The following is a 25423-nucleotide window of genomic DNA, read 5'->3' as shown; positions in this document are numbered from 1 at the left end:
TTTATAGTCTTTTTGAATTGCAAGAAAAAGTTTTCGGATGTAAGTGAAGTGAGAGGATTTATTGTGAGAGAAGTTGGATATAAGTGGACTGCAGCGGAAGAAACTTGACTCCTGCGGGATGAAGAGGGCTCTGAAGATCCCGCAAGCGCAGCGAGGAAGCTTCAGGCACTCCCCGCGGAAAGCAAGTTTCTGGAGCGGAAAGGAACGTGTACAGCTGCAATCCCGAAATATACTCTAAGCAAAAAAAGAACCGGCCCTCAACATCCAGGCCGGTTTTCTATGATCATTGGGGGAAATATTACTATCTATATACCCGCATTTCAACCACTCAAACCTAATCAAACGTTTGTTTAAAAACTTTTTTAAAAAGGAAAATCAACCAAACAGAAAGAATAAGAAAGAAACATTATGACTTGCGAACCCAACTTTATTTTGGTAGCATGTTACTATATTAGCGAACTAAAGGATTCGGAACTTTTCGTGAAAGAGGTGCAGCAGAAGATGTTTATGTTTGAAAAACCGCTTGGCATGAGAGATACACTGCCATCGCTTTATAATACAAAAAAACAGGTCAGGGAACGGATGACCGATGCGATCGGGAAATGGGGATTTCAGTTTATTGAAACGCCAACACTTGAATTTTACGATACTGTCGGTGTTCAATCCGCCATTTCAGAAGGCAAGCTATTTAAACTTCTCGATCAGCAGGGACACACGCTCGTCCTTCGGCCGGATATGACCGCGCCTATTGCACGTGTGGCAGCATCCCGTTTTTATCAGGATGATTACCCGCTGCGCCTGGCGTATGATGCGAACGTCTTCCGCGCACAGCAGCGTGAGGGAGGGCGTCCGGCAGAGTTTGAGCAAATCGGAACGGAACTCATTGGAGATGCAACGACAAGCGGTGATGCGGAAGTAATTGCCCTTATGATTGCCGTTCTGAAAGAGGCCGGCCTGTGTAATTTCAAGGTTGCAATCGGCCACATCGGCTTTGCGGATGCCCTTTTCAAGGAGATTCTCGGGAATCAGGAGCGGGCAGATGTACTTCGCCGTTTTCTTTACGAAAAGAACTACGTGGGATATAGAGAACATGTGAAGGGATTGCCTCTGTCTTCCATTGATAAAGGCAGATTGCTTCAGCTCCTGCAGCTTAGAGGCGGCGAGGATAAACTCGCACTTGCGTCTGAACTTGCTTCAAGCAAAGAAGCAATAGAAGCGGCTGCGGAGCTTGAAAAGCTGTGGCTGCACCTCAAGGATTTTGGAGCAGCCGAATATGTGAAGCTTGACTTGAATATTGTCAGCCACATGAGCTATTACACAGGCATTCTGTTTGAAGTGTACGCAGGTAACATCGGGTTTCCTGTCGGCAGCGGCGGACGGTACAACAAGCTGCTTGAACGCTTTAACACCCCGGCCCCTGCAACAGGATTCGGCATCAGGCTCGACAGGCTCATTGAATCGCTTGGTGAAGAAGACAAACAGCCTGACATTTACTGTATCCTTTACAGCGGGGAGAGAAGAGCAGAAGCCATTAAACAGGCTGCAAATCTCCGCGGACAGGGCAAACGTGTGACGATGCAGGATATTACGGGTGTCAATGATGTTGACTCCTATACGAAACAGTTTACGGACGTGAGTTTTTTTATCGGATCAAGAAAGGGAGAGCAGGATGAGTAACATGCTGACAATTGCCATGCCGAAGGGAAGAATTTTTGACGAAGCGGCTGACCTGCTCAGAAAAGCAGGGTACAAGCTGCCGCCTGAATTTGATGAATCACGTAAACTCATTCTTGAGGTACCGGCTGAAAAGATGAGGTTTATCCTAGCTAAGCCTATGGATGTTGCCACATATGTGGAGCACGGGGTTGCGGATATCGGGATTGCCGGTAAAGACGTGATGCTTGAGGAAGAGCGGGATGTGTACGAAGTGCTTGATCTGAAAATCAGCGAATGCTACTTGGCTGTAGCCGGTCTGCCGGGGGGCAGCGGCACAGGTGCAGTGGCTCCCAAAGTGGCCACGAAGTATCCGGGTGTAGCTTCCTCTTATTTCAGGGAGCAGGGAGAACAGGTTGAAATTATTAAGCTAAACGGATCAATTGAGCTTGCGCCTTTAATCGGGCTTGCCGACAGGATTGTCGATATTGTTTCAACAGGACGCACGCTTAAGGAAAACGGTCTTGTGGAGCTTGAGAAAATCTGCAATATTACCTCAAGGCTGATTGTAAACCCTGTAAGCTACAGAATGAAGGATGAACAGATTGACGAGCTTGTAAGCCGTCTTTCAGCTGTTGTAGAGGGGGACGCACTATGAGAATCGAGCGGCTGACAGACGCGTCCGCATCTTTAAAACGATCCATTGATTCAGGGACAGAAACCCAGCGGGACGCGGTAAAATCAATCATTGAAGAAGTGAAGCAAAAGGGGGATGCAGCCCTGTTTGCTTTTACGGAAAAATTTGACGGCGTGACGCTATCTGATCTAAAGGTAACGGAAGCTGAAACTCAGGCTGCCTATCAGGAATTAGATCAGGAAACGGCAGACATTATCCGCGAAGCGGCTGCAAATATCCGTTCATTTCACGAAAAGCAAAAGCGCGAGTCGTGGATGACGTATAAAGAGGACGGGACGATGCTCGGGCAGAAAATAACGCCTCTTGATGCGGCGGGTGTTTATGTACCGGGAGGCACGGCTGCCTATCCTTCTTCTGTTCTGATGAACGTCATTCCGGCTCAGGCAGCAGGTGTAAAGCGGATTGTTCTCGTATCCCCGCCGAATAAAGAAGGCGCATTGCCTGCAGGCGTCCTCGTCGCCGCAAAAGAGCTTGGCGTAGAGGAAATCTACAAGGCCGGCGGAGCGCAGGCGATTGCAGCCCTTGCATACGGCACAGAAACCATCAGACCGGTCGATAAAATAACAGGGCCCGGAAACATCTATGTGGCTCTGGCAAAAAGAGAAGTATTTGGAGATGTCGCGATAGATATGATCGCGGGTCCGAGCGAAATTGTGGTTCTTGCCGACAAAACCGCTGTTCCGGGTGAAGTTGCGGCAGATCTTTTATCACAGGCAGAGCACGATGCCCTTGCATCAAGTGTGCTTGTGACAGATTCAATGGAGCTTGCAGAAGCCGTTTCTTCAGAGGTTGAGAAGCAGCTTGAGACGCTGCCGCGCAGAGAAATCGCGTCTCCTTCAATTGAAAATTACGGTTGTATCTATGTCGCGGATTCTCTTGATGAAGCTGTAGAGGCTGTGAACGAACTGGCTCCTGAGCATCTTGAAATTCTGACAGAAAATCCGATGGAGCTGGTTGGAAGCATCCGACATGCGGGAGCGATTTTCCTTGGAAGATACAGCTCTGAGCCCGTCGGCGATTATTTCGCAGGCCCGAATCACGTGCTGCCTACTAACGGTACGGCACGGTTCTCAAGTCCGCTTTCTGTCGATGATTTTATCAAGAAAACGAGCATCATTTCATATAGTGAAAAAGCTTTTGCGCAGTCAGCGGAAAAGATTGCGGCCTTTGCCCGTCTTGAAGGTCTTGAAGCACATGCACGCGCCATTGAGGAGCGCTTAAAATAGGAGGATGTCAAAATGGAACGAACAGCAAGTCTGCAAAGAACGACAAATGAAACCGATATTTCCCTTTCTCTTGCCATAGATGGAGAAGGAATCTCAGAACTCAATACAGGCGTGCCGTTTATGACGCACATGCTGGATCTTTTTACAAAACACGGCCAGTTTAATTTGACCGTTGCAGCTAACGGCGACACGGAAATTGACGGCCACCACACAACAGAAGACATCGGCATCTGTCTTGGACAGGCCTTCAGAGAAGCTCTTGGCGACAAAAGAGGCATTAAACGCTACGGTCAGGCAATGGTGCCGATGGATGAAGCACTTGCACAAGTTGTAGTGGATCTCAGCAACCGTCCTCACTTTGAGCTGAAGGGAGAGTTCCCGAGTCCGACAGTCGGCAATTTTGATACAGAGCTTGTTCATGAATTCCTATGGAAGTTCGCTCTTGAAGCAAGGATCAATCTTCACGTCATCGTTCATTACGGCCGCAACACCCACCACATGATTGAAGCTGTGTTTAAGGCACTGGGAAGAGCGCTTGATGAAGCATCATCGATTGATCCGCGGATCAAAGGAGTGCCGTCGACGAAGGGAATGTTGTAAATGATTGGGATTATAGATTATGGCATGGGAAACCTCTACAGCGTCAGCAAGGCGCTTGAACGCCTGAATGTTTCCTATTTCATTTCTGACAGCCCTGAAGAGCTTGACCGGGCGTCCGGACTTATTCTTCCGGGAGTGGGGTCATTCAAAGACGCAATGGCCATTTTAAACGAAACAGGTTTGGCAGCATACATACAAAAGGCTGCACGTGCAGAGAAACCGCTGCTCGGCATTTGCCTTGGCATGCAGCTGCTGTTTGATTCAAGCGAGGAAAACGGCCTCACAGGGGGACTTTCCCTTTTGAAGGGGACCGTCGTTCATTTTCCGGTAGGTGTCATGAAAAGAGAACAGCTCAAGGTTCCTCACATGGGCTGGAACAGGCTTCGTCTGAACAGAGAGAGTGACCTGCTGGACGGGATTAAGGAAGGGTATTCCTATTTTGTCCACTCCTACTACGTAAAAGCAGAAGCTGATGCCACAGTGATCGCAGCCGCAGATTACGGTGTGGAAGTACCGGCAGTTGTAGGAGAAGGAAATGTCTTCGGAACACAGTTCCACCCTGAAAAGAGCAGTCATACAGGAATCGGCATTCTGAGAAACTTTGTTACTATTGTGGAAGAGAAGGTGAAACCATGAGTGAATTTATCATCTATCCCGCCATTGATATGAGGGGCGGCAAATGTGTCCGTCTCATACAGGGAGATTACGCAAAAGAAACGGTGTACGGCGATTCTCCTTTTGAAATGGCGAAAGTATTTGCTGAAAAAGGAGCCGAGTGGATTCACATGGTGGACCTTGACGGTGCAAAAGCAGGCAGGCGCGTGAATGACAATCATGTGATTGAAGTTGCACGAAAGCTTGATGTGAAGGTGCAGATAGGCGGTGGCATCCGCTCTGAAGAAGATGTGGACTATTACCTTTCAAATGGTGTCTCCCGCGTCATTCTGGGCAGTTCCGCTATCTCAAATCCTGAATTTGTGAAAAAAATGCTCTCCAAGTACGGAGAGAAAATCGCCATCGGCATTGATGCGAAAGACGGTTTTGTTTCAACGGAAGGATGGGTGGAAACCTCGACCGTTAAAGCGACTGAGCTTGGAGTGGAACTTGCTGCAGCCGGTGCAGAAACGTTTATTTTCACAGATATTGCAACAGACGGCATGCTTTCCGGACCGAATGTGGATGCTGTGTGTGAAATGGCAAAAGCGACAGGCAAAGAAGTGATCGCATCCGGAGGAGTCAGTTCGCTGAATGACCTTGTTATTTTAGCAGCTTTCGCGGCAAATGGCGTTAAAGGAGCAATCGTCGGAAAAGCGCTCTATACAAATCAGTTTGACCTGGCGGAAGCGCTGGAAGAGGTGGAGCGGGCATGATCACAAAACGCATTATTCCGTGCCTTGATGTCAAAGACGGCAGGGTCGTGAAGGGCATTCAATTTTTGGGGCTCCGTGATGCTGGAGATCCTGTTGAACTGGCGAAGTTCTACGACAAAGAGGGAGCAGATGAGCTAGTGTTCCTCGATATTTCTGCATCCCATGAAGGAAGAAAAACGATGACCGACGTCGTGGAGAGCGTAGCCGCGCAGCTTGCGATTCCCTTTACGGTTGGAGGTGGCATCAACTCCCTTGAGGATATGAAGCGAATCCTTCGTGCAGGGGCCGATAAGGTGTCTGTCAATACTTCGGCGGTTCTGCGTCCGGAGCTGATTACAGAAGGCGCCAGCTTTTTTGGCTCCCAGTGCATCGTCGTTGCAATTGATGCAAGGTTTGATGCGGAATCAGGTACTTATTTGGTGTACACACATGGCGGAAGAGAGAAAACAGCCTGGGAAGTAACCGAATGGGCAAGAGAAGCAGTGAAGCGCGGAGCCGGTGAAATCCTGCTTACGAGCATGAACAGCGACGGAGAAAAGAGCGGGTTTGATCTCAAGCTGAACCGGATCGTAAGCGAAGCTGTAACAGTTCCCGTGATTGCGTCCGGAGGTGCGGGCAATGCGGCACACTTTGCTGATGCATTTAAAGAGGGAAAAGCAGATGCCGCACTTGCAGCTTCTATTTTTCACTATAAAGAAACGTCCGTAAAAGAAGTAAAAGACTACTTAAAAACGCAGGGAGTGTTAGTCAGATGAACCTGGAATCCGTAAAATTCGATCAAAATGGCTTAGTCCCTGCCATCGTACAGGATGCAGCAAGCAAAGAAGTTCTTACGCTTGCTTATATGAACAAGGAATCCCTTCAAAAAACAATCGATACGAAGCAAACGTGGTTTTACAGCCGTTCAAGACAGGAGCTCTGGAACAAAGGGGCAACTTCAGGAAACACCCAGGAGGTTGAGGGGCTGAAGTATGACTGTGATCAGGATGCCCTTCTTGTATTAGTGAAGCCTGCAGGTCCTGCCTGTCATACCGGCGCCTATTCCTGCTTTTCTGAAACGCTGTTCGGCAAGGCGCAGGAATCTGTTCCTGACCGCTTCAACATCCTGAGCACTTTAGAGAAGCTGATTGCAGAGCGCGAAGCTGAAATGCCTGAAGGCTCTTATACAACCTACCTTTTCACAGAGGGAGTAGATAAGATCCTTAAAAAAGTCGGCGAGGAAGCATCTGAGGTCATTATTGCTGCCAAAAACCGCGACGCGGAGGAACTGAAATGGGAAGCAGCCGATCTGCTGTTTCATCTCATGGTGCTCCTCAGAGAACAGAAGCTGCCTCTCGATGAAGTTCTGAGTGTATTGAAAGAGCGTCATGCATCAAAGTAAAGCCCTATATTTTGGGGCTTTTTTTGTTGTGTGAGTGGTTAAGTTCCCTGCAATCCGGCGGAAAAAAGGTACAGGCGAACCATACAGTTCTGCCTGTAATTTGTTTGCCCCGGTGTTATTTTGACCATGATAGGACAAGAGCTTTTAATTTTTGCCACCTGCTATGTTGTACTTCCCCAGTGTGGTATACTAACCTACGGCAGAAGTAAAGAAATGGAGGATTTCAGTGGGTAAACAATCAACCAACAGTGAACAGAAAGCGCAGATTGTCCCTTTCTTCCAAGACGGACAGTACTTTTACCGTAAGGGCATGAAAGCCTATCGGGAGCGAGACCTATTAAGAGCGGGCAAGTGGATTGAGCGTGCCATAAAGCTTGAGCCGGATCATATCGTGATGCTCAGCCAGCTTGCAGCCATTTATACCGAACTTGGAAAATATCAGCAATCAAACGAGCTTTTAACATATATTCTAAAAAACCTTGATAGCGAGTTATCAGAGTGCCACTATTTTATGGCCAATAATTACGCGCATCTGGGTCTTTTTCATGAAGCCTATAAATGTGCGACAGAGTACCAGACAAAGGAGCCGAACGGTGAGTTTATCGAAGAAACGGAGGATCTTCTTGAGCTTTTGACAATTGAAAGCGCGGATGAGGAGGATCTGTTTTCTGATTCTGACGAATTGATCGTGAAGCAGGATGCAGCAAAATCTCTTCTTGAGAACGGGAAGCTTGAAGAAGCGATTGCCCTGCTGAAGGAAATTACGGCAGACTTTCCTGAGTTCTGGTCGGCTTACAACAATTTATCCCTGGCTTATTTTTACATGGGAGATGTCGAGCGGGCGAAAGAGCACCTTGATATGGTGCTGGACAAAAATCCCGGCAACCTCCATGCATTGTGCAACTTAATGGTGTTTTATTATTATGAGCGCCAGGATGACAAAGTGGAGGAGCTCGCGCAGCGCATGGGGAGAATTCACCCGATTCTGTTTGAACACAGATATAAGCTTGGTGCGACATTTGCTCTTGTCGGACAGTATGAGCTTGCTTACAAATGGCTGAAGGCGATTTACAGACAAGGATTTGACGGTGATGAAACGTTTTACTACTGGCTTTCTTATTCCGCTTATTTTACCGGAAAAGAACAGTTTGCCAGAAGCTGCTTTGACCGCGTTCTTGAGATGAATCCTGAAAAAGAGGGATCAGAGCCGTGGGCTAAAGATACAGTGTCAGTGGAGCGGCCGATGACCATGCCGATTGAAGAGCGTCTGCTGGCCATCTTTTTAGCAGCTGAAACGAATCAGCCAGATCAAATTCAGGTTTTTAAAACATCAAAAATTCCCCAGTCTGCATTCGAAAGAGAGTTTATGGATCTTGCAATTGCGCATGTTAATGGGGAGATCAAAAAAACCGTGTCTGAGAAATCCAGATTCACCTACCAGGCAGCACAGGTTCTCTTCAAAAACAACAAGGGTCTGAATGAAGGACTTTACTTGTTTTTCTTTAAGACGGCTCTGAAAGCAAAACGAGAAGAGCTGCCTTTAAGCAACCATCTTGCATGGGCAGGAGCACTTGAGTATGTATGGAAAAAGGAAAACGGCTATAAAGTGACACAGACGGAAACGGCTAAGCAATACTCCATATCCGGCAAAACCTTGTCCAAATATTCAGCTTACATCCGGAACCTCTGGTCGTGAGCAAATAAATGGCATGAAATCCTTATCTTTTATAGGATAGGAGTATGGGAGAAGCGTCCCGTATACGAATGATTTGTGCGAATCCAAGGAGTGATTGAACGATGTCTGAAGAAAAAATCTATGATGTCATTATTGCCGGTGCAGGACCTGCCGGAATGACAGCAGCTGTATATACGTCAAGGGCAAATCTTTCAACATTGATGATTGAGCGCGGCGTGCCGGGCGGCCAGATGGCCAATACGGAAGATGTGGAAAACTATCCGGGTTTTGACCATATTCTCGGACCGGACCTTTCAACAAAGATGTTTGATCATGCGAAGAAGTTCGGTGCTGAATATGCTTACGGAGACATTAAAGAAATTATCGACGGCGAAGAATACAAAACCGTTGTTGCCGGAAGCAAGCAGTACAAAACGCGTGCAGTCATTATTTCAACAGGTGCCGAATACAAGAAAATCGGCGTTCCGGGCGAAAAAGAGCTTGGCGGACGCGGCGTTTCCTACTGTGCGGTATGCGACGGCGCATTCTTTAAAAACAAAGAGCTGATCGTGATCGGCGGAGGTGACTCTGCGGTTGAGGAAGGAGTGTACTTAACACGCTTCGCAACTAAAGTAACAATCGTTCACAGACGTGATGAGCTCCGAGCGCAGAAGATTCTGCAGCAGCGCGCGTTTGATAACGAAAAGGTTGATTTCATCTGGAATCATACGGTGAAAGAAATCAATGAAAAAGACGGCAAGGTAGGAAGTGCCACCCTTGTTAATACGGAAACCGGTGAAGAAACAGAAATGAAAACAGACGGCGTGTTCATCTACATCGGCATGCTGCCGCTTTCTAAACCATTCCAGGCGATCGGCATTACAAACGAAGAGGGCTATATTGAAACAAACGACCGCATGGAAACAAAGGTGCCGGGTATTTTTGCAGCAGGCGATATCCGTGAAAAATCCCTTCGTCAAATTGTTACAGCAACAGGCGATGGATCTATTGCAGCCCAGAGTGCACAGCATTACGTAGAAGAACTGATGGAAAAAATTAAAGCGGCAAACTAATAAAACGTTAAAGCTTTAAACAAGTTCATGAAAACGTAACTCTGTTTTAACTCTCCTGTAACACCACTGAAATAATTATGGGGTACTATATAAATAGTAATTGACCCCCTTTTATAAATATTTTTTGAGTACGGGCGCCCTTTCCCGTACTCCTTTTTTTTGTCCAAAAAACTGAAACATTCCTTCGTACAAGCCGTATATATACATAAGTGCTATTTCCAGCAGAAAACAAGAAAATAAAATGGTGCCTGGAGCCCCCGTTCATTGTGGGGCTGTGCGCAAAATAGTATAATAAAAGGTGAGAAAAACAATGACGGCCTGCCGATTAAATCCAGAGGTGAAGAGTTTTGCAAAGAGTGACGAATTGCGTATTAGTACAGGACGATAAAATTCTTCTCCTGCAAAAACCGAGAAGAGGATGGTGGGTGGCACCCGGCGGAAAAATGGAGCAGGGTGAATCAATTAAAGACACTGTCATACGGGAATATCGCGAAGAAACAGGCATATATTTAAAAAACCCAAAAATCAAAGGCATTTTTACCTTTATTATTAAAGAAGGAAATGAAATTGTTTCCGAATGGATGATGTTCACGTTTTTCGCTACTGAATTTACAGGCGAAAATGTGGACCAGTCCGAAGAAGGAAAGCTGAAGTGGCATTCACTTGAAGAAGTCGCAGAGCTTCCGATGGCTCCAGGAGATCATCATATTCTTGAATTCATGATGAAGGGGGCGGGCTTAATCTACGGCACATTCACATATACTCCTGATTTTGAGCTGCTTGCCTACCGCCTGGATCCGCAGTAGTCTGCTTAGACATACAAGATATACTTAACCGAGAATGTGAGAGGAGGCAATCAAAATGAGTACAGGCAGTGTTCAGGACATTAAAATGGTCATTATTACAGGCATGTCCGGAGCTGGAAAAACAGTAGCGATTCAGAGCTTTGAAGATCTTGGCTATTTCTGCGTGGATAACCTTCCGCCGACGCTGCTGCCTAAATTCCTTGAACTGATGAAAGAATCGGGATCAAAGATGAACAAAGTTGCCCTTGTAATGGACCTCAGGGGAAGAGAGTTTTTTGAAAGCCTGTTTCAGGCGCTTGATGATATAGCTGAGACAACGTGGATCAGCCCGCAGATCCTGTTCCTCGATGCAAAGGATGCAACTCTTGTGACACGCTACAAGGAGACACGGAGATCCCATCCGCTTGCAACGACAGGTCTGCCGCTTGAAGGCATCAAAAATGAGCGGGAGCTGCTTGAGGAACTGAAAGGCCGTGCACAGCTTATTTTTGATACATCACAACTGAAGCCGCGCGAACTCAGAGAAAAAATTCTGAAGCAGTTTGCGGAAGATGCCGAGCATACCTTCTCGGTCAATGTGCTTTCATTTGGTTTTAAATACGGAGTGCCGATTGATGCGGATCTGGTTTTTGATGTCAGATTCCTGCCAAATCCCCACTATATCGACCATATGAGGCCAAAAACAGGACTTGAAGAGGAAGTGTCCTCTTATGTTCTTAAGTGGACGGAAACGCAGAAGTTCCTTGAAAAAGTGCTTGATCTGCTGACGTTCATGCTGCCTTACTACAAGCGGGAAGGCAAGAGCCAGCTTGTAATTGCGATCGGGTGCACAGGCGGACAGCACCGTTCGGTCACATTGGCGGAACACATTGCGAAGCATTACAAAAACGATTACCAGACGCACGTATCACACCGTGATATTGAGCGCAGAAGCCGTCATTAATGACAGCTCCTTCTAAACGGCCAAATGTAGTCATCATCGGCGGAGGAACCGGTTTATCTGTCCTTCTGCGGGGCTTAAAGGTATACCCTGTGGATATTACAGCGATTGTGACTGTAGCAGATGACGGCGGAAGCTCTGGCCGGCTCCGCGATGAACTAAGTATTCCGCCGCCAGGTGACATACGCAATGTGTTAGCTGCGCTCTCAGATGTGGAACCCCTTGTTGAAAATTTGTTTCAGCACCGCTTCAATAAAGGCAACAGCCTGACAGGGCACTCTCTTGGGAACCTGATTCTTGCCGCCATGACGAACATCACGGGAGATTTCTTCCACGCGGTCACCGAGATGAGCAAGGTGCTGAATGTCCGGGGAAAAGTCCTTCCGGCTGCGAACAAGAGCGTTGTACTCCATGCAGAGATGGAAGATGGCACCATCGTCTCCGGAGAATCAAAAATTCCTTACTCGGGGAAAAAAATCAAACGGGTCTTTCTTTCACCCGAAACGATTGAGCCCCTCGACGAAGCAATTGACGTCATCCGGAAGGCAGACCTCATTCTCATAGGACCGGGAAGTCTATATACAAGCATTCTGCCGAATCTGCTCGTGCCAAAAATCGGTGATGAGGTATGCAAGGCTAAAGCCAAAAAAGTGTATATCTGCAATGTGATGACACAGGCCGGTGAAACCCTTGATTACACAGCATCCGATCATGTAAAAGCACTGAACGATCACATGAAATGCCCATTCATCGATACAATTTTAGTGAATGATGAAGTGATTCCTGATATGATGAAAGCATTATATGCAGAAGAACTGGCAAAACCGGTAAACTATGATATAGAGGCACTCCGTGAACTGGGACTTGAAATTGTCCACGATAAGATTGTCTCCTATGAAAATAACGTCATCCGGCATGACACCGTAAAGGTAGCAAAGCTCCTGTATGAGATGATTACTTGATAAGACCCAGGCTTTCCGCGGAGCCTTTCTTGCTAATCCGCGGAAAACGGCAAAAAAATAAAGAGTGCAAACGAATGCATTCATACTGATTGGAGGGTGCAGAACGATGTCTTTTGCTTCTGAAACAAAAAAAGAACTGACTAACATAGAACTTAAACCATGTTGTTTAAAAGCAGAACTGTCTGCACTCATCCGGATGAATGGCTCTCTTTCTTTTTCGAATCGAAAATTGATTCTAGATATTCAGACTGAAAATGCAGCAATAGCCAGAAGAATTTATACTCTCTTAAAAAAGCAGTATGACGTTTCTGTTGAACTGCTTGTCCGGAAAAAAATGCGTTTGAAAAAGAATAATGTCTATATCGTTCGGCTGATAGAAAAAGCCCGTGAAATTTTGGAGGATTTAAGCATCCTTGGGGAGAATTTCACCTTTATTAGAAGTATTTCAGAAGATCTCGTTAAAAAGAAGTGCTGCAGAAGATCGTATATCAGAGGGGCGTTCCTTGCTGGAGGTTCAGTGAATAATCCTGAGACATCCTCGTATCATCTGGAAATTTTCTCTCTGTACAAAGAGCATAATGATGCACTGTGCGAGCTGATGAATGTTTTTAACCTGAACAGCAAAACACTTGAGCGGAAAAAGGGGTATATCACCTATCTAAAGGAAGCGGAAAAAATCTCCGAGTTTTTGAGTATCATTGGAGGCCATCAGGCGCTGCTGCGTTTTGAGGATGTACGCATTGTGAGGGATATGAGAAACTCCGTAAACAGGCTCGTCAATTGTGAAACCGCTAACTTAAATAAAACAATTGGCGCTGCAATCCGCCAGGTTGAAAATATTAAATTCATTGATGAAAAAATGGGTCTTGAAGCTCTGCCTGATAAATTAAGCGAAATTGCAAGGCTGCGGGTAGAGTATCAGGATGTCACGCTGAAAGAGCTCGGGGAAATGGTTTCGAGCGGCAAAATCAGCAAATCAGGCATAAACCACCGCCTGAGAAAATTGGACGAAATTGCAGAACAGCTTAGAAACGGCCAGCCGGTAACAATCAAATAAAAGGGGAAAGCAGAGGGGATTTACATGGCTCAAAAACAGGTCGAAGTTCGTTTGAAAACAGGCTTACAAGCACGTCCCGCAGCATTATTTGTACAAGAGGCCAACAGGTACGCATCAGATATCTTCCTTGAGAAGGATGGGAAAAAGGTTAACGCCAAAAGCATCATGGGGCTCATGAGCCTTGCCATCAGCTCAGGATCGACCGTAACACTGATTGCAGAAGGCCACGACGAAAACGAAGCACTCGAAGTTTTAACAGAATACGTAAAGCAGGAAGCATAAAAACGGCCTTTGGGCCGTTTTTTTTATGGTGCAAGTTTAGCTGCAGGTGCCTGGCCTGGTCCAGTGGAGCAAATCAACTGCTAAATGCCCAAGATCTTGCTAGAAAAAGAGGTAGTTTGCGTTCGTATGGAGAGTTGGTCGTAAATCAGGGAAAGTTGGTAGATACGCAATCTAAGTTGGTTGTAAAATACTCGAAGTTGGAAGTATTGCACTGATTGTTGGATGTAACGCACTGATCTCTGTTAATCCGGACTGCGCAGGTGCCTGATTTAGCTGCTGAACAGATCCAGACAGTAAATCAACTGCCAAATGCCCAAGATCTTACTAGAAAAAGAGGTATTTAGCGTTCATATGTAAAATCTAAATAAAAAAAGAACGGCAGGATGCCGTTCTTTTTGCACTTCTTATTTTTTGTCTGCTAATGTATTGCGGTCCATGACTTTGTCAATCAAGCCGTACTCAAGGGCACGCTCTGCTGTCATGAAGTTGTCGCGGTCTGTGTCGCGCGCGATGACTTCAATCGGCTGGCCAGTGCGGTCTGCAAGGATCTGATTAAGCTTGTCGCGAAGGAAAAGGATGCGTTTTGCAGCGATCTCAATTTCCGTAGCCTGGCCTTGCGCTCCTCCAAGTGGCTGATGGATCATGACTTCAGAGTTTGGAAGGGCATAACGCTTGCCTTTGGCACCTGCTGCAAGAAGGAATGCTCCCATAGAAGCTGCCATACCGATGCAGATTGTTGATACTTGCGGCTTGATGAACTGCATTGTATCGTAAATGGCCATACCGGCAGTGATGGATCCGCCAGGGCTGTTGATGTAGATAGAAATGTCTTTCTCTGGATCTTCTGCTTCTAAGAATAAAAGCTGAGAAACGATTGAGTTTGCAACGTTATCATCAATTCCGCTTCCAAGCATGATGATGCGGTCTTTTAGAAGACGTGAGTAAATGTCATATGCACGTTCACCGCGGTTTGTCTGTTCAATAACTGTAGGAATTAAATTCATCGTATTTCCTCCTTTAAAGTAAAGGTAAATTTATGTACTCTCATCATACAACTAAGGTCAATAAAGGTCAAACGAAACGCTGCCGCCTGAGCATGTTTAAGGCCCCTCTTATGTATATGTCAGAGCTAGTGACTGTAACCATGTTACCCAATTTTTCTTTTTTTCAAACGATTGAGAAGAAGAGGGTACTATTTTCTTGAAATATGCAGTCCTTCCTGCGCCAGGGCGTAGTGAATGCCGTGTTTCAGCGTAGAGAGGCAGGGAATGTTCTGCATCTGATACCGTGAGCTGACAATTTTCATGCTTAGCTCAGGAGAAATGCCAACTAAAATGCACGATGTTCCAAGAAGCGCGGAAGCCTGAACAAGCTTTTGAAGCAAGTCAATTGTAAACTCGTCCACTTGAGAGATAGCAGTCAGATCCAGAATGAGAAACGTCGCTTTATACTCTGGCAGGTTTGAGAGAGTTTTTGTTAAAAGTTCCTCAGCCCTCGCTTCGTCGTATCTTCCAATCATCGCAAGGACGATGATGTTGTCCAGAACCGGGATAATTGGTGAAGAAATCTCTTTCACAAGATCAACAAGATCGGCGGTCCGCTTAGCAACACTTTGTTCCAGCGCAAGCACGTCAGCCCTTTCCTGCTCCTGAATCAGGGAGCGGATATTCCGCTGCGGAGTGATTCCGGAAGGTGAAAATTCAAATTCTGAATACGGATCTCCGCTTGTCTGGCTTTTCAGCACTCTGTACCAGACCGTTTTCCCAAACAGGCCGCTTAATACACCGGCCCAGTGACCGGCCAGAAACGAGCCTTCCACCGTTTTGCCCTGAGCTTTGTTCACCTTATACTCCCAGCCGTTTTCAATTCTGACTACAGCTCTGCATTCGTCATAAGACAGGACATCAATCGTGGTCCTGCCCCAACCGGCTGTAACATATGTATTCGGCAGGCTCTTCAAAATATCCTCTGTTTTTCCGATTGAACGCTTGTAAAAGTCGCTGACAATTTCACCTGTGCGATAGCCGGCTGTTTCAAGAACCAGTCTTGCGGCATTTTCTCCAGAGATCTCTTCAATTGAATCAAGGAATGTTTTGAAGGCCGTGTTGATCCAGAATAAAACGACTTCATCTCCTTCGAAGTGATAGGCTGCCTGCTTTAAATCCCAATCGAAAGAGGAACCGTTAACATTTATTGAATAGCGGTCAGTCATAGTGTTTAATCTCCTTTATTCAGCTGCTTCTGTCTATAAGCCCTTTACCCTTTATACCGCTGTGATGAAGCCTGTTTTTCTAATCATACAACAGAAGATGCACACTGTATATTTTGAGAGTACATGAAATAGGCGGCTTTCGTGATACGAAGAAAAATAACGCTTGAAACAGGCAGCGGTTTTGTCGTATAATAGCGCTACTGGCTAATACGTGCGCTCGTAGCTCAGTTGGATAGAGCGGTGGTTTCCGGTACCACGTCTGTCGGAGGTTCGAATCCTCTCGAGCGCGTCAAATTGCAGGAGAGCTGTTCCTTATGGGAGCAGCTCTTTTTTTATTGGAATTTTAACACCGGACATTCAAAACTAGCACAAACTTGTCTGCCTCGCGGTCACAAACTAGATTTTTCCCCAAAACAGGCGCATGCCTCAGGTTAACAGCCTTTCCCAAAGCTCTCACTCTATCATCTACTATATAAAGGAGTGATAAAAGTGAGTGTTTCTGATAAATATCAGATTGAGCAGCGCTATATACGAATTGGAAACTCGAGACCGGGAACAGGTCTGTCCGGGCCGCTCTTTATTGTTGCACACGAGACCGCCAATAATTCTGCAGATGCAGATGATCATTTTGCCTATTTTAATAATTCACAGCCGAGTGCGTCGGCCCACACATTTATAGATGACGGGAAAATTCTCGAGATTATTCCCCTGAATGAAAAAGCCTATCATAATTTGTATACAAATCCTGAGGACAACCGTCTGTTCGGGGCTGATGCAAATGATGCGGCAATTGGAGTAGAGCTCTGCCGCACGGGGGTTTTCCGAGAGGCATACGACAGGTATGTCTGGTACCATGCGTACCTTTGCCGCAGATTTAATCTCGATCCTTCGACTAAAATTATCGCACACAGTACTCTTGATCCGCGCAGGCGCACGGATCCTGAAAGCTGGCTTGTACCGAACGGAGTAACGTTCGCGCAGTTTTTAAGGGACGTCCGTGCCTATTATAATGCGTGGGACAGCAGCACGTCTCCGCCAATCAGAGTCCAGCCGCCCGAGCGCGAGACGGGCAGTGAAGTGGACACGACGATATTAAGAAGAGGGGATTCTGGAGCAGATGTCACGTTTTTGCAGAGAAAACTGATTTCCCTTGGATATCCGCTTCCGAGGTTCGGGGCAGACGGAACGTTTGGAGCTGAAACGGAGGCGGCGGTAAGGCAATTTCAGCAGGAGCAGCGCATAAGGGTTGACGGGATAGTCGGTCCGGAAACGTTTGGAAGGCTGAACAGAGCGAAACCGAGGCGTCCGAAACCGTTCCCGGGAACTCTTTACAGACTGAAGTCTCCGTACATGAGAGGCTCAAATATTGGGGAAATTCAAAAGAAACTGGGTGTTCCTGCCGATTCGATCTATGGCCCTGTCACAGCCCAGGCAGTAAGGAATTTTCAGAGAAGAGAAGGAATTAAGGTTGACGGGATCGTCGGTCCTGTAACATGGGCAAGGCTGTTCCGCTGAAAAAACAAAAAAAGCCCCGCCGAGTTTTTCGGCGGGGCATGTTTTTATGGAATGTGAATAATATGTAAGCAGTCCAGTAAGCCGCACTGGACAAAAAGTGTATGTTGCCGCGCTTGGCGACTCAACATAACCAATGATAAATCATCATCCCTGTTTTGTGAACAGGTAATTATTTCAAGGTGGCTTTTACCTTGTTATATGCTTCATCAAGGTTTTGAATCCGTTTCAGCACAACCGAATTTTTCGTCAGCTGATCTTGTACAAGTGTTGAAACAACCGACCGGTAATAGCGATTCATTGCATCAAGCTCAGGAATCTGATTCTCATTGTGTCTGAGATGTTCTTTGAAATTCTGTACGAAATAGGGAACTGAAAATAATTCGCTCAAATTGATCTCTCCTTTGAAGTTTCTTCCATTCAATGATGGACCGTTTTCGTGTAAAATGAACAGCAGGGGGAACGATCTATGGATATGAAAGCAGGTTTATTTCAAGAGCAGTCCTTAAAACTGAATATGACACAGGAACTAAAGCAAGCGATTACTCTCCTTCAGTACTCTTCTATGGAACTCGCGTCCTACATAGAGGACCTTACCCTTGAAAATCCCCTCATTGATGTGAAAGACAAGCCTGATTCAGGCGTATTGTATCATACCTCAGCCCTCAAAACGGCAAATGCCTCAAAAAAAGGAGACTTGCTAGAAAATGCAGCGAGCAGGACGGCGACTCTGCAGCAGCATCTGGAATCTCAGCTGCTTGGCATGAAGATGCAGCCACAGGAGAAAAAGGCGCTGCACATTCTGATTCATGCCCTGGATCCAAACGGGTATATAGAAGAAGATCTGCAGGTGCTGGCAGAAAGATTCAGCATCAGCGAAGATGAACTGCAGATTCAGCTTGAAAATCTTCAAAAGCTTGATCCTGCAGGTGTGGGAGCCAGGAATCTGCAGGAGTGCATCTACCTTCAGCTGCTGCGGCTGCCTGACCGCAATCAGACAGCAGAACTGATTATCCGCGATTATTTTTATCTTTTTGCAGAAAAGTCATGGAAAGAGCTTGCGAAAAAAACGAAACTGGAACTGAAAGAGATACAAAGTGTGCAGGACTTTATCCAAAAGCTGCATCCCCGTCCAGGTCTTGCTTTTCATCATGCCCATGACAGCTACATTGTGCCGGAGCTGATCGTAAAGAAAATCGGCGGTGAGTGGCAAGTGATGTATAATGAAGAGAGTTCACCTAAAATCGGGGTGAATTCTTCGTATGAAGCTGCCTTTTCAGCCACTGATGATGCGGATGTGAAGCAGTATCTTTCGTCTAAACTCAACCAGTGCAAATGGCTGATGAAAACACTGAATCAGCGGAAAACGACGATGCTGAAAGTGATGCATGAAATTCTAAGAAGACAGACGGACTTTTTTGAAAAAGGCGGGCACTTTTTGAAACCGCTGACACTAAAAGCCGTAGCTGATGTGATTGACGTGCATGAGTCCACGGTAAGCCGTACGGTCAGGGAGAAATATGTACAGACACCGCATGGTCTGTATGAACTGAAGTTTTTCTTCTCAAATGGCCTTGAGCAGACTTCTCAGGACATTACGTCATCGGCTGTAAAATCACTCATCCAAAAGATGATCGAGAGCGAAAATAAACTGTCTCCGCTATCTGACCAGCGAATTGCAGACACCCTCTCACAAGAACACGGAATCGAAGTTTCAAGACGGACTGTAGCCAAGTACAGAGATCAGCTTGGCATTGTATCTTCATCTGCAAGAAAACGATATTAGGATGTGTTGGAATGATTTTAAACGTGTACTCAAGAGAAGGCTGCCCTCTTTGTGAGGAGGCCATCGAGGATTTAAACGGACTGAAAACGGATTTAGACCTGGACATACAGGTCATCGATATTCACTCAGACGATGGTCTGCTCGAAAAGTATCAGCTGATGATACCGGTGGCAGAATTAGACGGAAAAATCATCGGATACGGCCGTATCAGAAAAGAATTGATAAGAAAGCGGTTACTTGAAAAAAAGCAAGAAACAATAGTTGAATAAGCGAATTCACCCTGCTAGAATATGAATTGAAGCAGGGATGATTTTTTTTGCGGACAGTGGGACACAATACGTCATATAGGGACAAATGAAGTCCCGCGATTCTTAGTAAATAAGAAATTTCGTTAAAAAGGTCAGCCGGAATTAGATGCGCAGATTCGTGCATCAAGGCACATTTCTTATTTGAAAGGAATTTATACGATGAGATCACTGATTGAAGTCCAAAAAAAATTATTGCCTGATCTGCTTCTCGTTATGCAAAAACGATATCAGATCCTTCAGTACATAAGACTGATGCAGCCGATCGGCAGAAGAAGCCTTTCATCGAGCCTCGGCATAAGCGAGAGGATTCTCAGGGGAGAAGTTCAGTTTCTGAAAGATCAGAACCTGATTGAGATTTTCCCGGCCGGAATGACGCTGACAAAAGAAGGATCGCACCTGCTTACCGTTTTGGAAGAAGCGATGAAAGATGTTTTAGGTTTAACGTTTTTGGAAAATACATTAAAGGAACGTTTAAACCTGAAAAAGGTTATTGTCGTCTCTGGAGACAGCGATCAATTCTCATGGGTGAAAAAAGAAATGGGAAGAGCTTGCGTCTCATGTATAAAGGAACGTTTGACCGGGAAAAATATCGTCGCTGTCACTGGAGGAACCACGATTGCAGCCGTTGCAGAAATGATGACGCCTGACAGCAAAAACCGCGAGCAGCTATATGTGCCGGCGCGGGGAGGCCTTGGTGAGAATGTAGAGAACCAGGCAAACACAATCTGTGCAAAAATGGCCGAACGGGCAATGGGCAACTACCGTCTGCTCCACGTTCCGGACCAGCTCAGCAAGGAAGCATATCTTTCGATTACAGAAGAGCCTTCCATCAAAGAACTGCTTGCTCTCATTAAATCTTCAAGTATGGTCGTTCATGGAATAGGAGACGCTAAGACAATGGCGGAACGCCGGAAAACACTGCCTGAAGATTACATAAAGATTGAGCAGGGCGAAGCGGTCGCAGAAGCATTTGGATACTACTTCAACCAGGAGGGGGAAGTTGTCCACAAAGTGCAGACTGTCGGCATGCAGCTGAGTGACCTCGAGAAGATTCAAAACGTCATCGCAGTAGCGGGCGGCGCTTCAAAAGCCGGAGCCATCCAGGCTTATCTGAAGCAGGCACAGGGTTCCATCCTGATTACGGATGAAGGTGCCGCAAAAGAGTTAATAAGGGATATTCATCCCTAATTATATAGTTACACAAAAAAATCTCTCACTTATTTAAAGGAGGAAATTTCAACATGGCAGTAAAAATTGGTATTAACGGTTTTGGACGTATCGGACGTAACGTATTCCGTGCAGCACTTAAAAATCCTAACGTGGACGTTGTAGCAGTTAACGACCTTACAGACGCTAACATGCTTGCTCACCTTTTAAAATATGACTCAATTCATGGCAGACTAGATGCTGACGTGAAAGTAGACGGAAACAACCTTGTTGTTGACGGCAAAACAATCCAAGTATCAGCAGAGCGCGACCCTGCTAAACTTTCTTGGGGCGAGCGCGGAGTAGAAGTTGTTGTTGAATCAACTGGTTTCTTCACTAAGCGTGCAGACGCTGCTAAGCACTTGGAAGCTGGCGCTAAAAAAGTAATCATCTCTGCTCCTGCAACAGATGAAGACATCACAATTGTTATGGGTGTTAACCATGACAAATATGACGCTGCAAGCCACGATGTTATCTCAAATGCATCTTGTACTACGAACTGCCTAGCGCCATTCGCTAAAGTTCTTAACGACAAATTCGGCATCAAGCGCGGTATGATGACAACTGTTCACTCATACACAAACGATCAGCAAATTCTTGATCTTCCGCACAAAGACTACCGTCGTGCGCGTGCTGCAGCTGAAAACATCATCCCAACTTCAACTGGTGCAGCTAAAGCAGTATCTCTAGTATTGCCTGAGCTAAAAGGCAAATTGAACGGCGGAGCTATGCGTGTTCCAACTCCAAACGTTTCTCTAGTTGACCTTGTTGCTGAACTTAACACAAACGTAACAGCTGAAGAAGTAAATGCTGCATTCAAAGAAGCTGCAGAAGGCGACCTTAAAGGAATCCTTAACTACAGCGAAGAGCCTCTTGTATCAGGCGACTACAATGGTGACCCTGCTTCTTCAACAATCGATGCTCTTTCTACAATGGTTATGGAAGACAGCATGGTTAAAGTTATCTCTTGGTATGACAACGAGTCAGGCTACTCTAACCGCGTAGTTGACCTTGTAGACTACATCGCTTCTAAAGGACTTTAATTCTTAAGTCGCACGAAGTTTGGTTTTAACCTAAAACTAACGATATAATGAGTGCAAAGGGGAAGGGGAATACAGCCCCCTCCCTTTTGTTTTGTATTTCCAATAAAAGGAGGAATTCCTGAAGATGAACAAAAAGTCAGTAAGAGACATCGATGTAAATGGCAAAGTGGTTTTCTGCCGTGTAGACTTCAACGTGCCGATGAAAGACGGCAAAGTAACAGATGACACACGCATTAACGCAGCTTTACCAACCATTCAGCACTTAACAGAGCAAGGTGCAAAAGTTCTTTTAGCAAGCCATCTGGGCCGTCCAAAAGGCCAGGTTGTTGAGGAGCTTCGTTTAAATGCAGTTGCAGAGCGTCTTCAAGAATTGCTTGGTAAAAATGTTGCAAAAGCTGACGAAGCTTACGGCGACGCTGTAAAAGCGAAAATCTCAGACATGCAGGAAGGCGACGTGCTTCTTCTTGAAAACGTCCGTTTCTACGCTGGCGAAGAGAAAAACGACCCTGAGCTTGCAAAAGCATTTGCAGAGCTTGCCGATGTTTATGTAAATGACGCATTCGGAGCAGCACACCGTGCACATGCATCTACTGCAGGCATCGCTGAGCACATTCCGGCAGTTGCAGGATTCCTTATGGAAAAAGAACTCGAAGTACTTGGAAAAGCACTTTCCAACCCTGAGCGCCCGTTCACAGCTATCATTGGCGGAGCAAAAGTAAAAGATAAAATTGGTGTCATTGACCACCTTTTAGATAAAGTAGACAACCTGATCATTGGCGGCGGACTTGCTTACACGTTCATCAAAGCACTTGGACATGAAGTAGGAAAATCTCTTCTTGAAGAAGACAAGATTGACCTTGCTAAAACGTTCATGGAAAAAGCGAAAAAGAACGGCGTAAACTTCTACATGCCGGTTGATGTTGTGGTTGCAGATGATTTCTCTAACGATGCAAACATCAAAATCGTTCCAATCGACAGCATTCCAAGCGACTGGGAAGGCCTTGATGCCGGACCAAAATCACGCGAAATCTACGCTGATGTCATTAAAAACTCTAAGCTTGTTATCTGGAACGGTCCTCTTGGCGTATTTGAACTTGATGCATTTGCTGAAGGTACAAAAGCGGTGGCAGTAGCGCTGTCAGAAGCTGAGAATACATACTCAGTCATCGGAGGCGGAGATTCTGCAGCGGCAGCAGCAAAGTTCAACTTAGCTGACAAAATGGATCACATCTCAACAGGCGGCGGAGCTTCACTTGAATTCATGGAAGGCAAAGAACTTCCTGGAGTCGTCGCGCTAAACGATAAATAATTCTTGTTAAGTTAGGATGGTGTACACAATGAGAAAGCCAATTATCGCAGGCAACTGGAAAATGAACAAAGTCATGGGCGAAGCAGCAGCTTTCATTGAAGAGGTAAAAGGTCTTGTGCCTTCTGCTGAGAAAGTGGATGCAGTTGTATGTGCTCCTGCTCTTTTCTTAGACCGCCTTGTAGAAGCAGTAAAAGGCACAGATGTAAAAATCGGTGCTCAAAACATGCATTTTGAGGAAAGCGGAGCATTCACAGGCGAAACAAGCCCTGAAGCTCTTAAAGATCTTGGCGTATCCTACGTCATCCTCGGCCACTCTGAGCGACGCGAAATGTTTGCTGAGACGGACGAATCTGTCAACAAGAAAACGGCCGCTGCTTTCAAGCACGGTCTGACTCCGATTGTCTGCTGCGGCGAAACGCTTGAAGAGCGTGAAGCTGGAAAAACAAACGACCTTGTTGCTGATCAAGTAACAAAAGCTCTTGCAGGACTAACTGACGAGCAATTAAAACAAGTTGTCATCGCTTATGAGCCAATCTGGGCAATCGGAACAGGCAAATCTTCATCTGCTAAAGATGCAAATGACGTATGCTCTCACATCCGCTCAGTACTCGCTGACAAATTCGGAAGCGAAGCGGCAGAAGCAATCCGCATTCAATACGGCGGCAGCGTAAAGCCGGGCAACATCAAAGAATACATGGCTGAATCAGATATCGACGGAGCATTAGTCGGTGGAGCGAGCCTTGAGGCACAATCTTTCCTTCAGCTTCTGGAGGCAGGAAAGCATGAGTAAAAAACCGGTCGCCCTCATTATCCTTGACGGTTTTGCCCTGCGCAATGAGGAAAAGGGTAATGCGGTTGCACACGCGAAAAAGCCAAACTTTGACCGTTACTGGGATCAGTACCCTCATGCAACGCTGACAGCAAGCGGCGAAGCAGTCGGACTTCCTGAAGGCCAAATGGGCAATTCAGAGGTAGGTCACTTGAACATCGGTGCCGGCCGCGTTGTGTATCAGAGCTTAACACGTGTAAACGTGGCTATTCGCGAAGGCCAGTTTGAGAAAAACGAAACCTTCCTTTCTGCCATGAACCATGTGAAAGAAAACGGAACAAACCTTCACGTTTTCGGTCTTTTATCAGACGGCGGCGTTCACAGCCATATTGATCATCTTTATGCGCTGCTGAGACTAGCCAAAGAAGAAGGCGTGAAAAACGTGTATATCCATGGTTTCCTTGACGGCCGTGACGTTGGTCCTCAAACAGCTGAAGGCTACATTAAAGAGCTGAATGAGAAGATTGAAGAATATGGCGTGGGTGCAATCGCAACCCTTTCAGGACGCTACTATTCCATGGACCGCGACAAGAGATGGGACCGTGTGGAAAAAGCTTACAAAGCCATGGTCTACGGCGAAGGCCCAACCTACACAGATCCTCTTGACTTAGTTGAGGATTCATATAAAAATGGTATTCATGATGAGTTCGTTCTTCCTTCTGTGATTACAAAAGAAGATGGCTCACCAGTAGCAACAATCAGCGACAACGATGCGGTCATTTTCTATAATTTCCGCCCGGACCGCGCGATTCAAATTTCAAATACGTTCACAAACGAAGATTTCCGTTCATTTGACCGTGGACCAAAGCATCCGAAAAACCTTCATTTTGTCTGCCTGACTCACTTCAGTGAAACAGTTGACGGCTATGTTGCTTTTAAAGCGACAAACCTTGACAACACACTTGGTGAAGTTCTCTCACAAAACGGGTTAACCCAGCTTCGGATTGCCGAAACGGAAAAATACCCTCACGTAACGTTCTTCATGAGCGGCGGACGTGAAGCGGAATTCCCGGGTGAAACACGCATTCTTATTGATTCACCGAAGGTTGCAACCTATGACTTGAAACCTGAGATGAGCGCCTACGAAGTAACGGACGCGTTGCTTGGCGAAATCGAAGCAGACAAGCATGATGCAATCATCTTGAACTTTGCAAACCCTGATATGGTTGGACACTCAGGCATGCTTGAGCCAACAGTAAAAGCCATTGAAACGGTTGATGAATGCCTCGGCAAGGTTGTCGATGCAATCATTGCAAAAGGCGGAACAGCCATTATTACAGCAGATCACGGGAACTCTGACGAAGTGCTTACACTTGAAGGAAAACCAATGACTGCACACACGACAAACCCGGTTCCTGTAATTATCACCAAGGAAGTTTCAGGCCTGAGAGAAGACGGCATTCTAGGCGATTTGGCGCCAACCGTGCTCGACCTGCTTGGAGTAGACCTTCCGAAAGAAATGACAGGCAAAACGTTAATCAAAAAATAACCATTTA

Annotated in this window: 26 protein-coding genes, 1 tRNA gene and 1 pseudogene; 25 read left to right on the top strand and 3 right to left on the bottom strand. The window is 46.1% G+C overall.

The features are described from left to right. The first annotated feature begins 501 nt into the window (after window positions 1-501). The 15 genes from ACK1LH_RS18860 to ACK1LH_RS18790 all read left to right on the top strand — a co-directional run bounded on the left by ACK1LH_RS18860 (window position 502) and on the right by ACK1LH_RS18790 (window position 13722). Entirely contained in the window at window positions 502-1677 is a 1176-nt protein-coding gene (locus tag ACK1LH_RS18860; protein ID WP_411333905.1) for an ATP phosphoribosyltransferase regulatory subunit, read from the top strand. Beyond that, window positions 1670-2311, top strand: a complete 642-nt coding sequence (hisG, locus tag ACK1LH_RS18855; protein WP_411333903.1) for an ATP phosphoribosyltransferase — start codon at window positions 1670-1672, stop codon at window positions 2309-2311. Before ACK1LH_RS18860 ends, hisG begins: the two co-directional genes overlap by 8 nt. Then, window positions 2308-3576: a histidinol dehydrogenase gene (gene hisD / locus ACK1LH_RS18850; RefSeq protein ID WP_411333902.1), complete on the top strand. Its 1269-nt coding sequence runs from the start codon at window positions 2308-2310 to the stop codon at window positions 3574-3576. The genes hisG and hisD overlap by 4 nt, the downstream gene beginning before the upstream one ends. A gap of 12 nt (window positions 3577-3588) precedes the next feature. Beyond that, window positions 3589-4176, top strand: coding sequence for an imidazoleglycerol-phosphate dehydratase HisB (gene hisB / locus ACK1LH_RS18845; RefSeq protein WP_411333901.1), 588 nt, complete (start codon window positions 3589-3591; stop codon window positions 4174-4176). After that, the gene (gene hisH / locus ACK1LH_RS18840; RefSeq protein WP_411333900.1) at window positions 4177-4812 is read left to right on the top strand and encodes an imidazole glycerol phosphate synthase subunit HisH; all 636 of its coding nucleotides are present in this window, start codon (window positions 4177-4179) and stop codon (window positions 4810-4812) included. After that, window positions 4809-5546: a 1-(5-phosphoribosyl)-5-[(5-phosphoribosylamino)methylideneamino]imidazole-4-carboxamide isomerase gene (gene hisA, locus ACK1LH_RS18835; protein ID WP_029284620.1), complete on the top strand. Its 738-nt coding sequence runs from the start codon at window positions 4809-4811 to the stop codon at window positions 5544-5546. The genes hisH and hisA overlap by 4 nt, the downstream gene beginning before the upstream one ends. Beyond that, on the top strand, window positions 5543-6301 hold the full coding sequence (hisF, locus tag ACK1LH_RS18830) for an imidazole glycerol phosphate synthase subunit HisF (protein ID WP_029284618.1): 759 nt from the start codon (window positions 5543-5545) through the stop codon (window positions 6299-6301). Before hisA ends, hisF begins: the two co-directional genes overlap by 4 nt. Then, a complete protein-coding gene (hisIE, locus tag ACK1LH_RS18825) occupies window positions 6298-6927 on the top strand; it encodes a bifunctional phosphoribosyl-AMP cyclohydrolase/phosphoribosyl-ATP diphosphatase HisIE (protein WP_029284616.1) in 630 nt (209 codons plus the stop codon). The genes hisF and hisIE overlap by 4 nt, the downstream gene beginning before the upstream one ends. 226 nt (window positions 6928-7153) lie before the next feature. Beyond that, window positions 7154-8623, top strand: a complete 1470-nt coding sequence (locus ACK1LH_RS18820) for a tetratricopeptide repeat protein (protein WP_282033812.1) — start codon at window positions 7154-7156, stop codon at window positions 8621-8623. A gap of 101 nt (window positions 8624-8724) precedes the next feature. Then, entirely contained in the window at window positions 8725-9675 is a 951-nt protein-coding gene (gene trxB, locus ACK1LH_RS18815) for a thioredoxin-disulfide reductase (protein ID WP_282033813.1), read from the top strand. Between the two features lie 347 nt (window positions 9676-10022). After that, window positions 10023-10481, top strand: a complete 459-nt coding sequence (locus ACK1LH_RS18810) for an 8-oxo-dGTP diphosphatase (protein ID WP_029284610.1) — start codon at window positions 10023-10025, stop codon at window positions 10479-10481. Window positions 10482-10536: 55 nt separating this feature from the next. Continuing rightward, a complete protein-coding gene (gene rapZ, locus ACK1LH_RS18805; RefSeq protein ID WP_029284608.1) occupies window positions 10537-11424 on the top strand; it encodes an RNase adapter RapZ in 888 nt (295 codons plus the stop codon). Beyond that, window positions 11424-12383: a gluconeogenesis factor YvcK family protein gene (locus ACK1LH_RS18800; protein ID WP_411333899.1), complete on the top strand. Its 960-nt coding sequence runs from the start codon at window positions 11424-11426 to the stop codon at window positions 12381-12383. Before rapZ ends, ACK1LH_RS18800 begins: the two co-directional genes overlap by 1 nt. Window positions 12384-12489: 106 nt before the next feature. Then, on the top strand, window positions 12490-13440 hold the full coding sequence (whiA, locus tag ACK1LH_RS18795; protein WP_411333898.1) for a DNA-binding protein WhiA: 951 nt from the start codon (window positions 12490-12492) through the stop codon (window positions 13438-13440). Between the two features lie 24 nt (window positions 13441-13464). Next, entirely contained in the window at window positions 13465-13722 is a 258-nt protein-coding gene (locus tag ACK1LH_RS18790) for an HPr family phosphocarrier protein (protein ID WP_029284602.1), read from the top strand. A gap of 404 nt (window positions 13723-14126) precedes the next feature. Here the strand turns inward: ACK1LH_RS18790 and clpP are convergent, their stop codons facing one another. Next, window positions 14127-14726 carry an ATP-dependent Clp endopeptidase proteolytic subunit ClpP gene (gene clpP, locus ACK1LH_RS18785; RefSeq protein WP_029284600.1) on the bottom strand — a complete coding sequence of 200 codons (600 nt, stop codon included), beginning with the start codon at window positions 14724-14726 and terminating at the stop codon, window positions 14127-14129. A 188-nt stretch (window positions 14727-14914) separates the two neighbouring features. After that, window positions 14915-15934, bottom strand: a complete 1020-nt coding sequence (locus ACK1LH_RS18780) for an STAS domain-containing protein (protein ID WP_411333896.1) — start codon at window positions 15932-15934, stop codon at window positions 14915-14917. A 213-nt stretch (window positions 15935-16147) separates the two neighbouring features. On the opposite strand from ACK1LH_RS18780, the gene ACK1LH_RS18775 reads away from it, so the two are divergent. The 3 genes and pseudogenes from ACK1LH_RS18775 to ACK1LH_RS18765 all read left to right on the top strand — a co-directional run bounded on the left by ACK1LH_RS18775 (window position 16148) and on the right by ACK1LH_RS18765 (window position 17449). Continuing rightward, a tRNA-Arg gene (locus ACK1LH_RS18775) sits at window positions 16148-16223 on the top strand. A gap of 200 nt (window positions 16224-16423) precedes the next feature. Further along, window positions 16424-16942 (top strand): annotated as a pseudogene (locus ACK1LH_RS18770) (N-acetylmuramoyl-L-alanine amidase family protein); the annotation flags it as partial. A 69-nt stretch (window positions 16943-17011) separates the two neighbouring features. Beyond that, window positions 17012-17449 (top strand): peptidoglycan-binding protein, encoded by a 438-nt coding sequence (locus tag ACK1LH_RS18765; protein ID WP_328286784.1) that lies wholly within the window; start codon window positions 17012-17014, stop codon window positions 17447-17449. A gap of 169 nt (window positions 17450-17618) precedes the next feature. Here ACK1LH_RS18765 and yvfG read toward each other — a convergent pair whose 3' ends face one another. Further along, window positions 17619-17837, bottom strand: a complete 219-nt coding sequence (yvfG, locus tag ACK1LH_RS18760; RefSeq protein WP_369734422.1) for a protein YvfG — start codon at window positions 17835-17837, stop codon at window positions 17619-17621. Window positions 17838-17915: 78 nt separating this feature from the next. Here yvfG and rpoN point away from each other — a divergent pair, with 78 nt between their 5' ends. From rpoN to gpmI, 7 genes are all read left to right on the top strand, one after another. Further along, window positions 17916-19232: an RNA polymerase factor sigma-54 gene (rpoN, locus tag ACK1LH_RS18755; RefSeq protein WP_411333895.1), complete on the top strand. Its 1317-nt coding sequence runs from the start codon at window positions 17916-17918 to the stop codon at window positions 19230-19232. An 11-nt stretch (window positions 19233-19243) separates the two neighbouring features. Continuing rightward, window positions 19244-19501, top strand: a complete 258-nt coding sequence (locus ACK1LH_RS18750) for a glutaredoxin family protein (protein ID WP_411333894.1) — start codon at window positions 19244-19246, stop codon at window positions 19499-19501. Window positions 19502-19699: 198 nt separating this feature from the next. Continuing rightward, on the top strand, window positions 19700-20728 hold the full coding sequence (locus ACK1LH_RS18745; RefSeq protein WP_029284589.1) for a sugar-binding transcriptional regulator: 1029 nt from the start codon (window positions 19700-19702) through the stop codon (window positions 20726-20728). 53 nt (window positions 20729-20781) lie between these two features. Next, window positions 20782-21789, top strand: coding sequence for a type I glyceraldehyde-3-phosphate dehydrogenase (gene gap / locus ACK1LH_RS18740; RefSeq protein ID WP_029284588.1), 1008 nt, complete (start codon window positions 20782-20784; stop codon window positions 21787-21789). 124 nt (window positions 21790-21913) lie between these two features. Further along, window positions 21914-23098, top strand: coding sequence for a phosphoglycerate kinase (locus ACK1LH_RS18735; protein WP_411333893.1), 1185 nt, complete (start codon window positions 21914-21916; stop codon window positions 23096-23098). A gap of 28 nt (window positions 23099-23126) precedes the next feature. Then, window positions 23127-23888, top strand: coding sequence for a triose-phosphate isomerase (gene tpiA, locus ACK1LH_RS18730; RefSeq protein ID WP_029284585.1), 762 nt, complete (start codon window positions 23127-23129; stop codon window positions 23886-23888). Further along, entirely contained in the window at window positions 23881-25416 is a 1536-nt protein-coding gene (gpmI, locus tag ACK1LH_RS18725; RefSeq protein WP_029284583.1) for a 2,3-bisphosphoglycerate-independent phosphoglycerate mutase, read from the top strand. The genes tpiA and gpmI overlap by 8 nt, the downstream gene beginning before the upstream one ends. Window positions 25417-25423 lie beyond the last annotated feature (7 nt).

Source organism: Metabacillus indicus (genome assembly GCF_046603695.1).
Lineage (GTDB): Bacteria > Bacillota > Bacilli > Bacillales > Bacillaceae > Bacillus_P > Bacillus_P indicus.
Note: the sequence above shows the minus strand (reverse complement) of the source record. Positions and strands in the feature narration are given on the sequence as shown.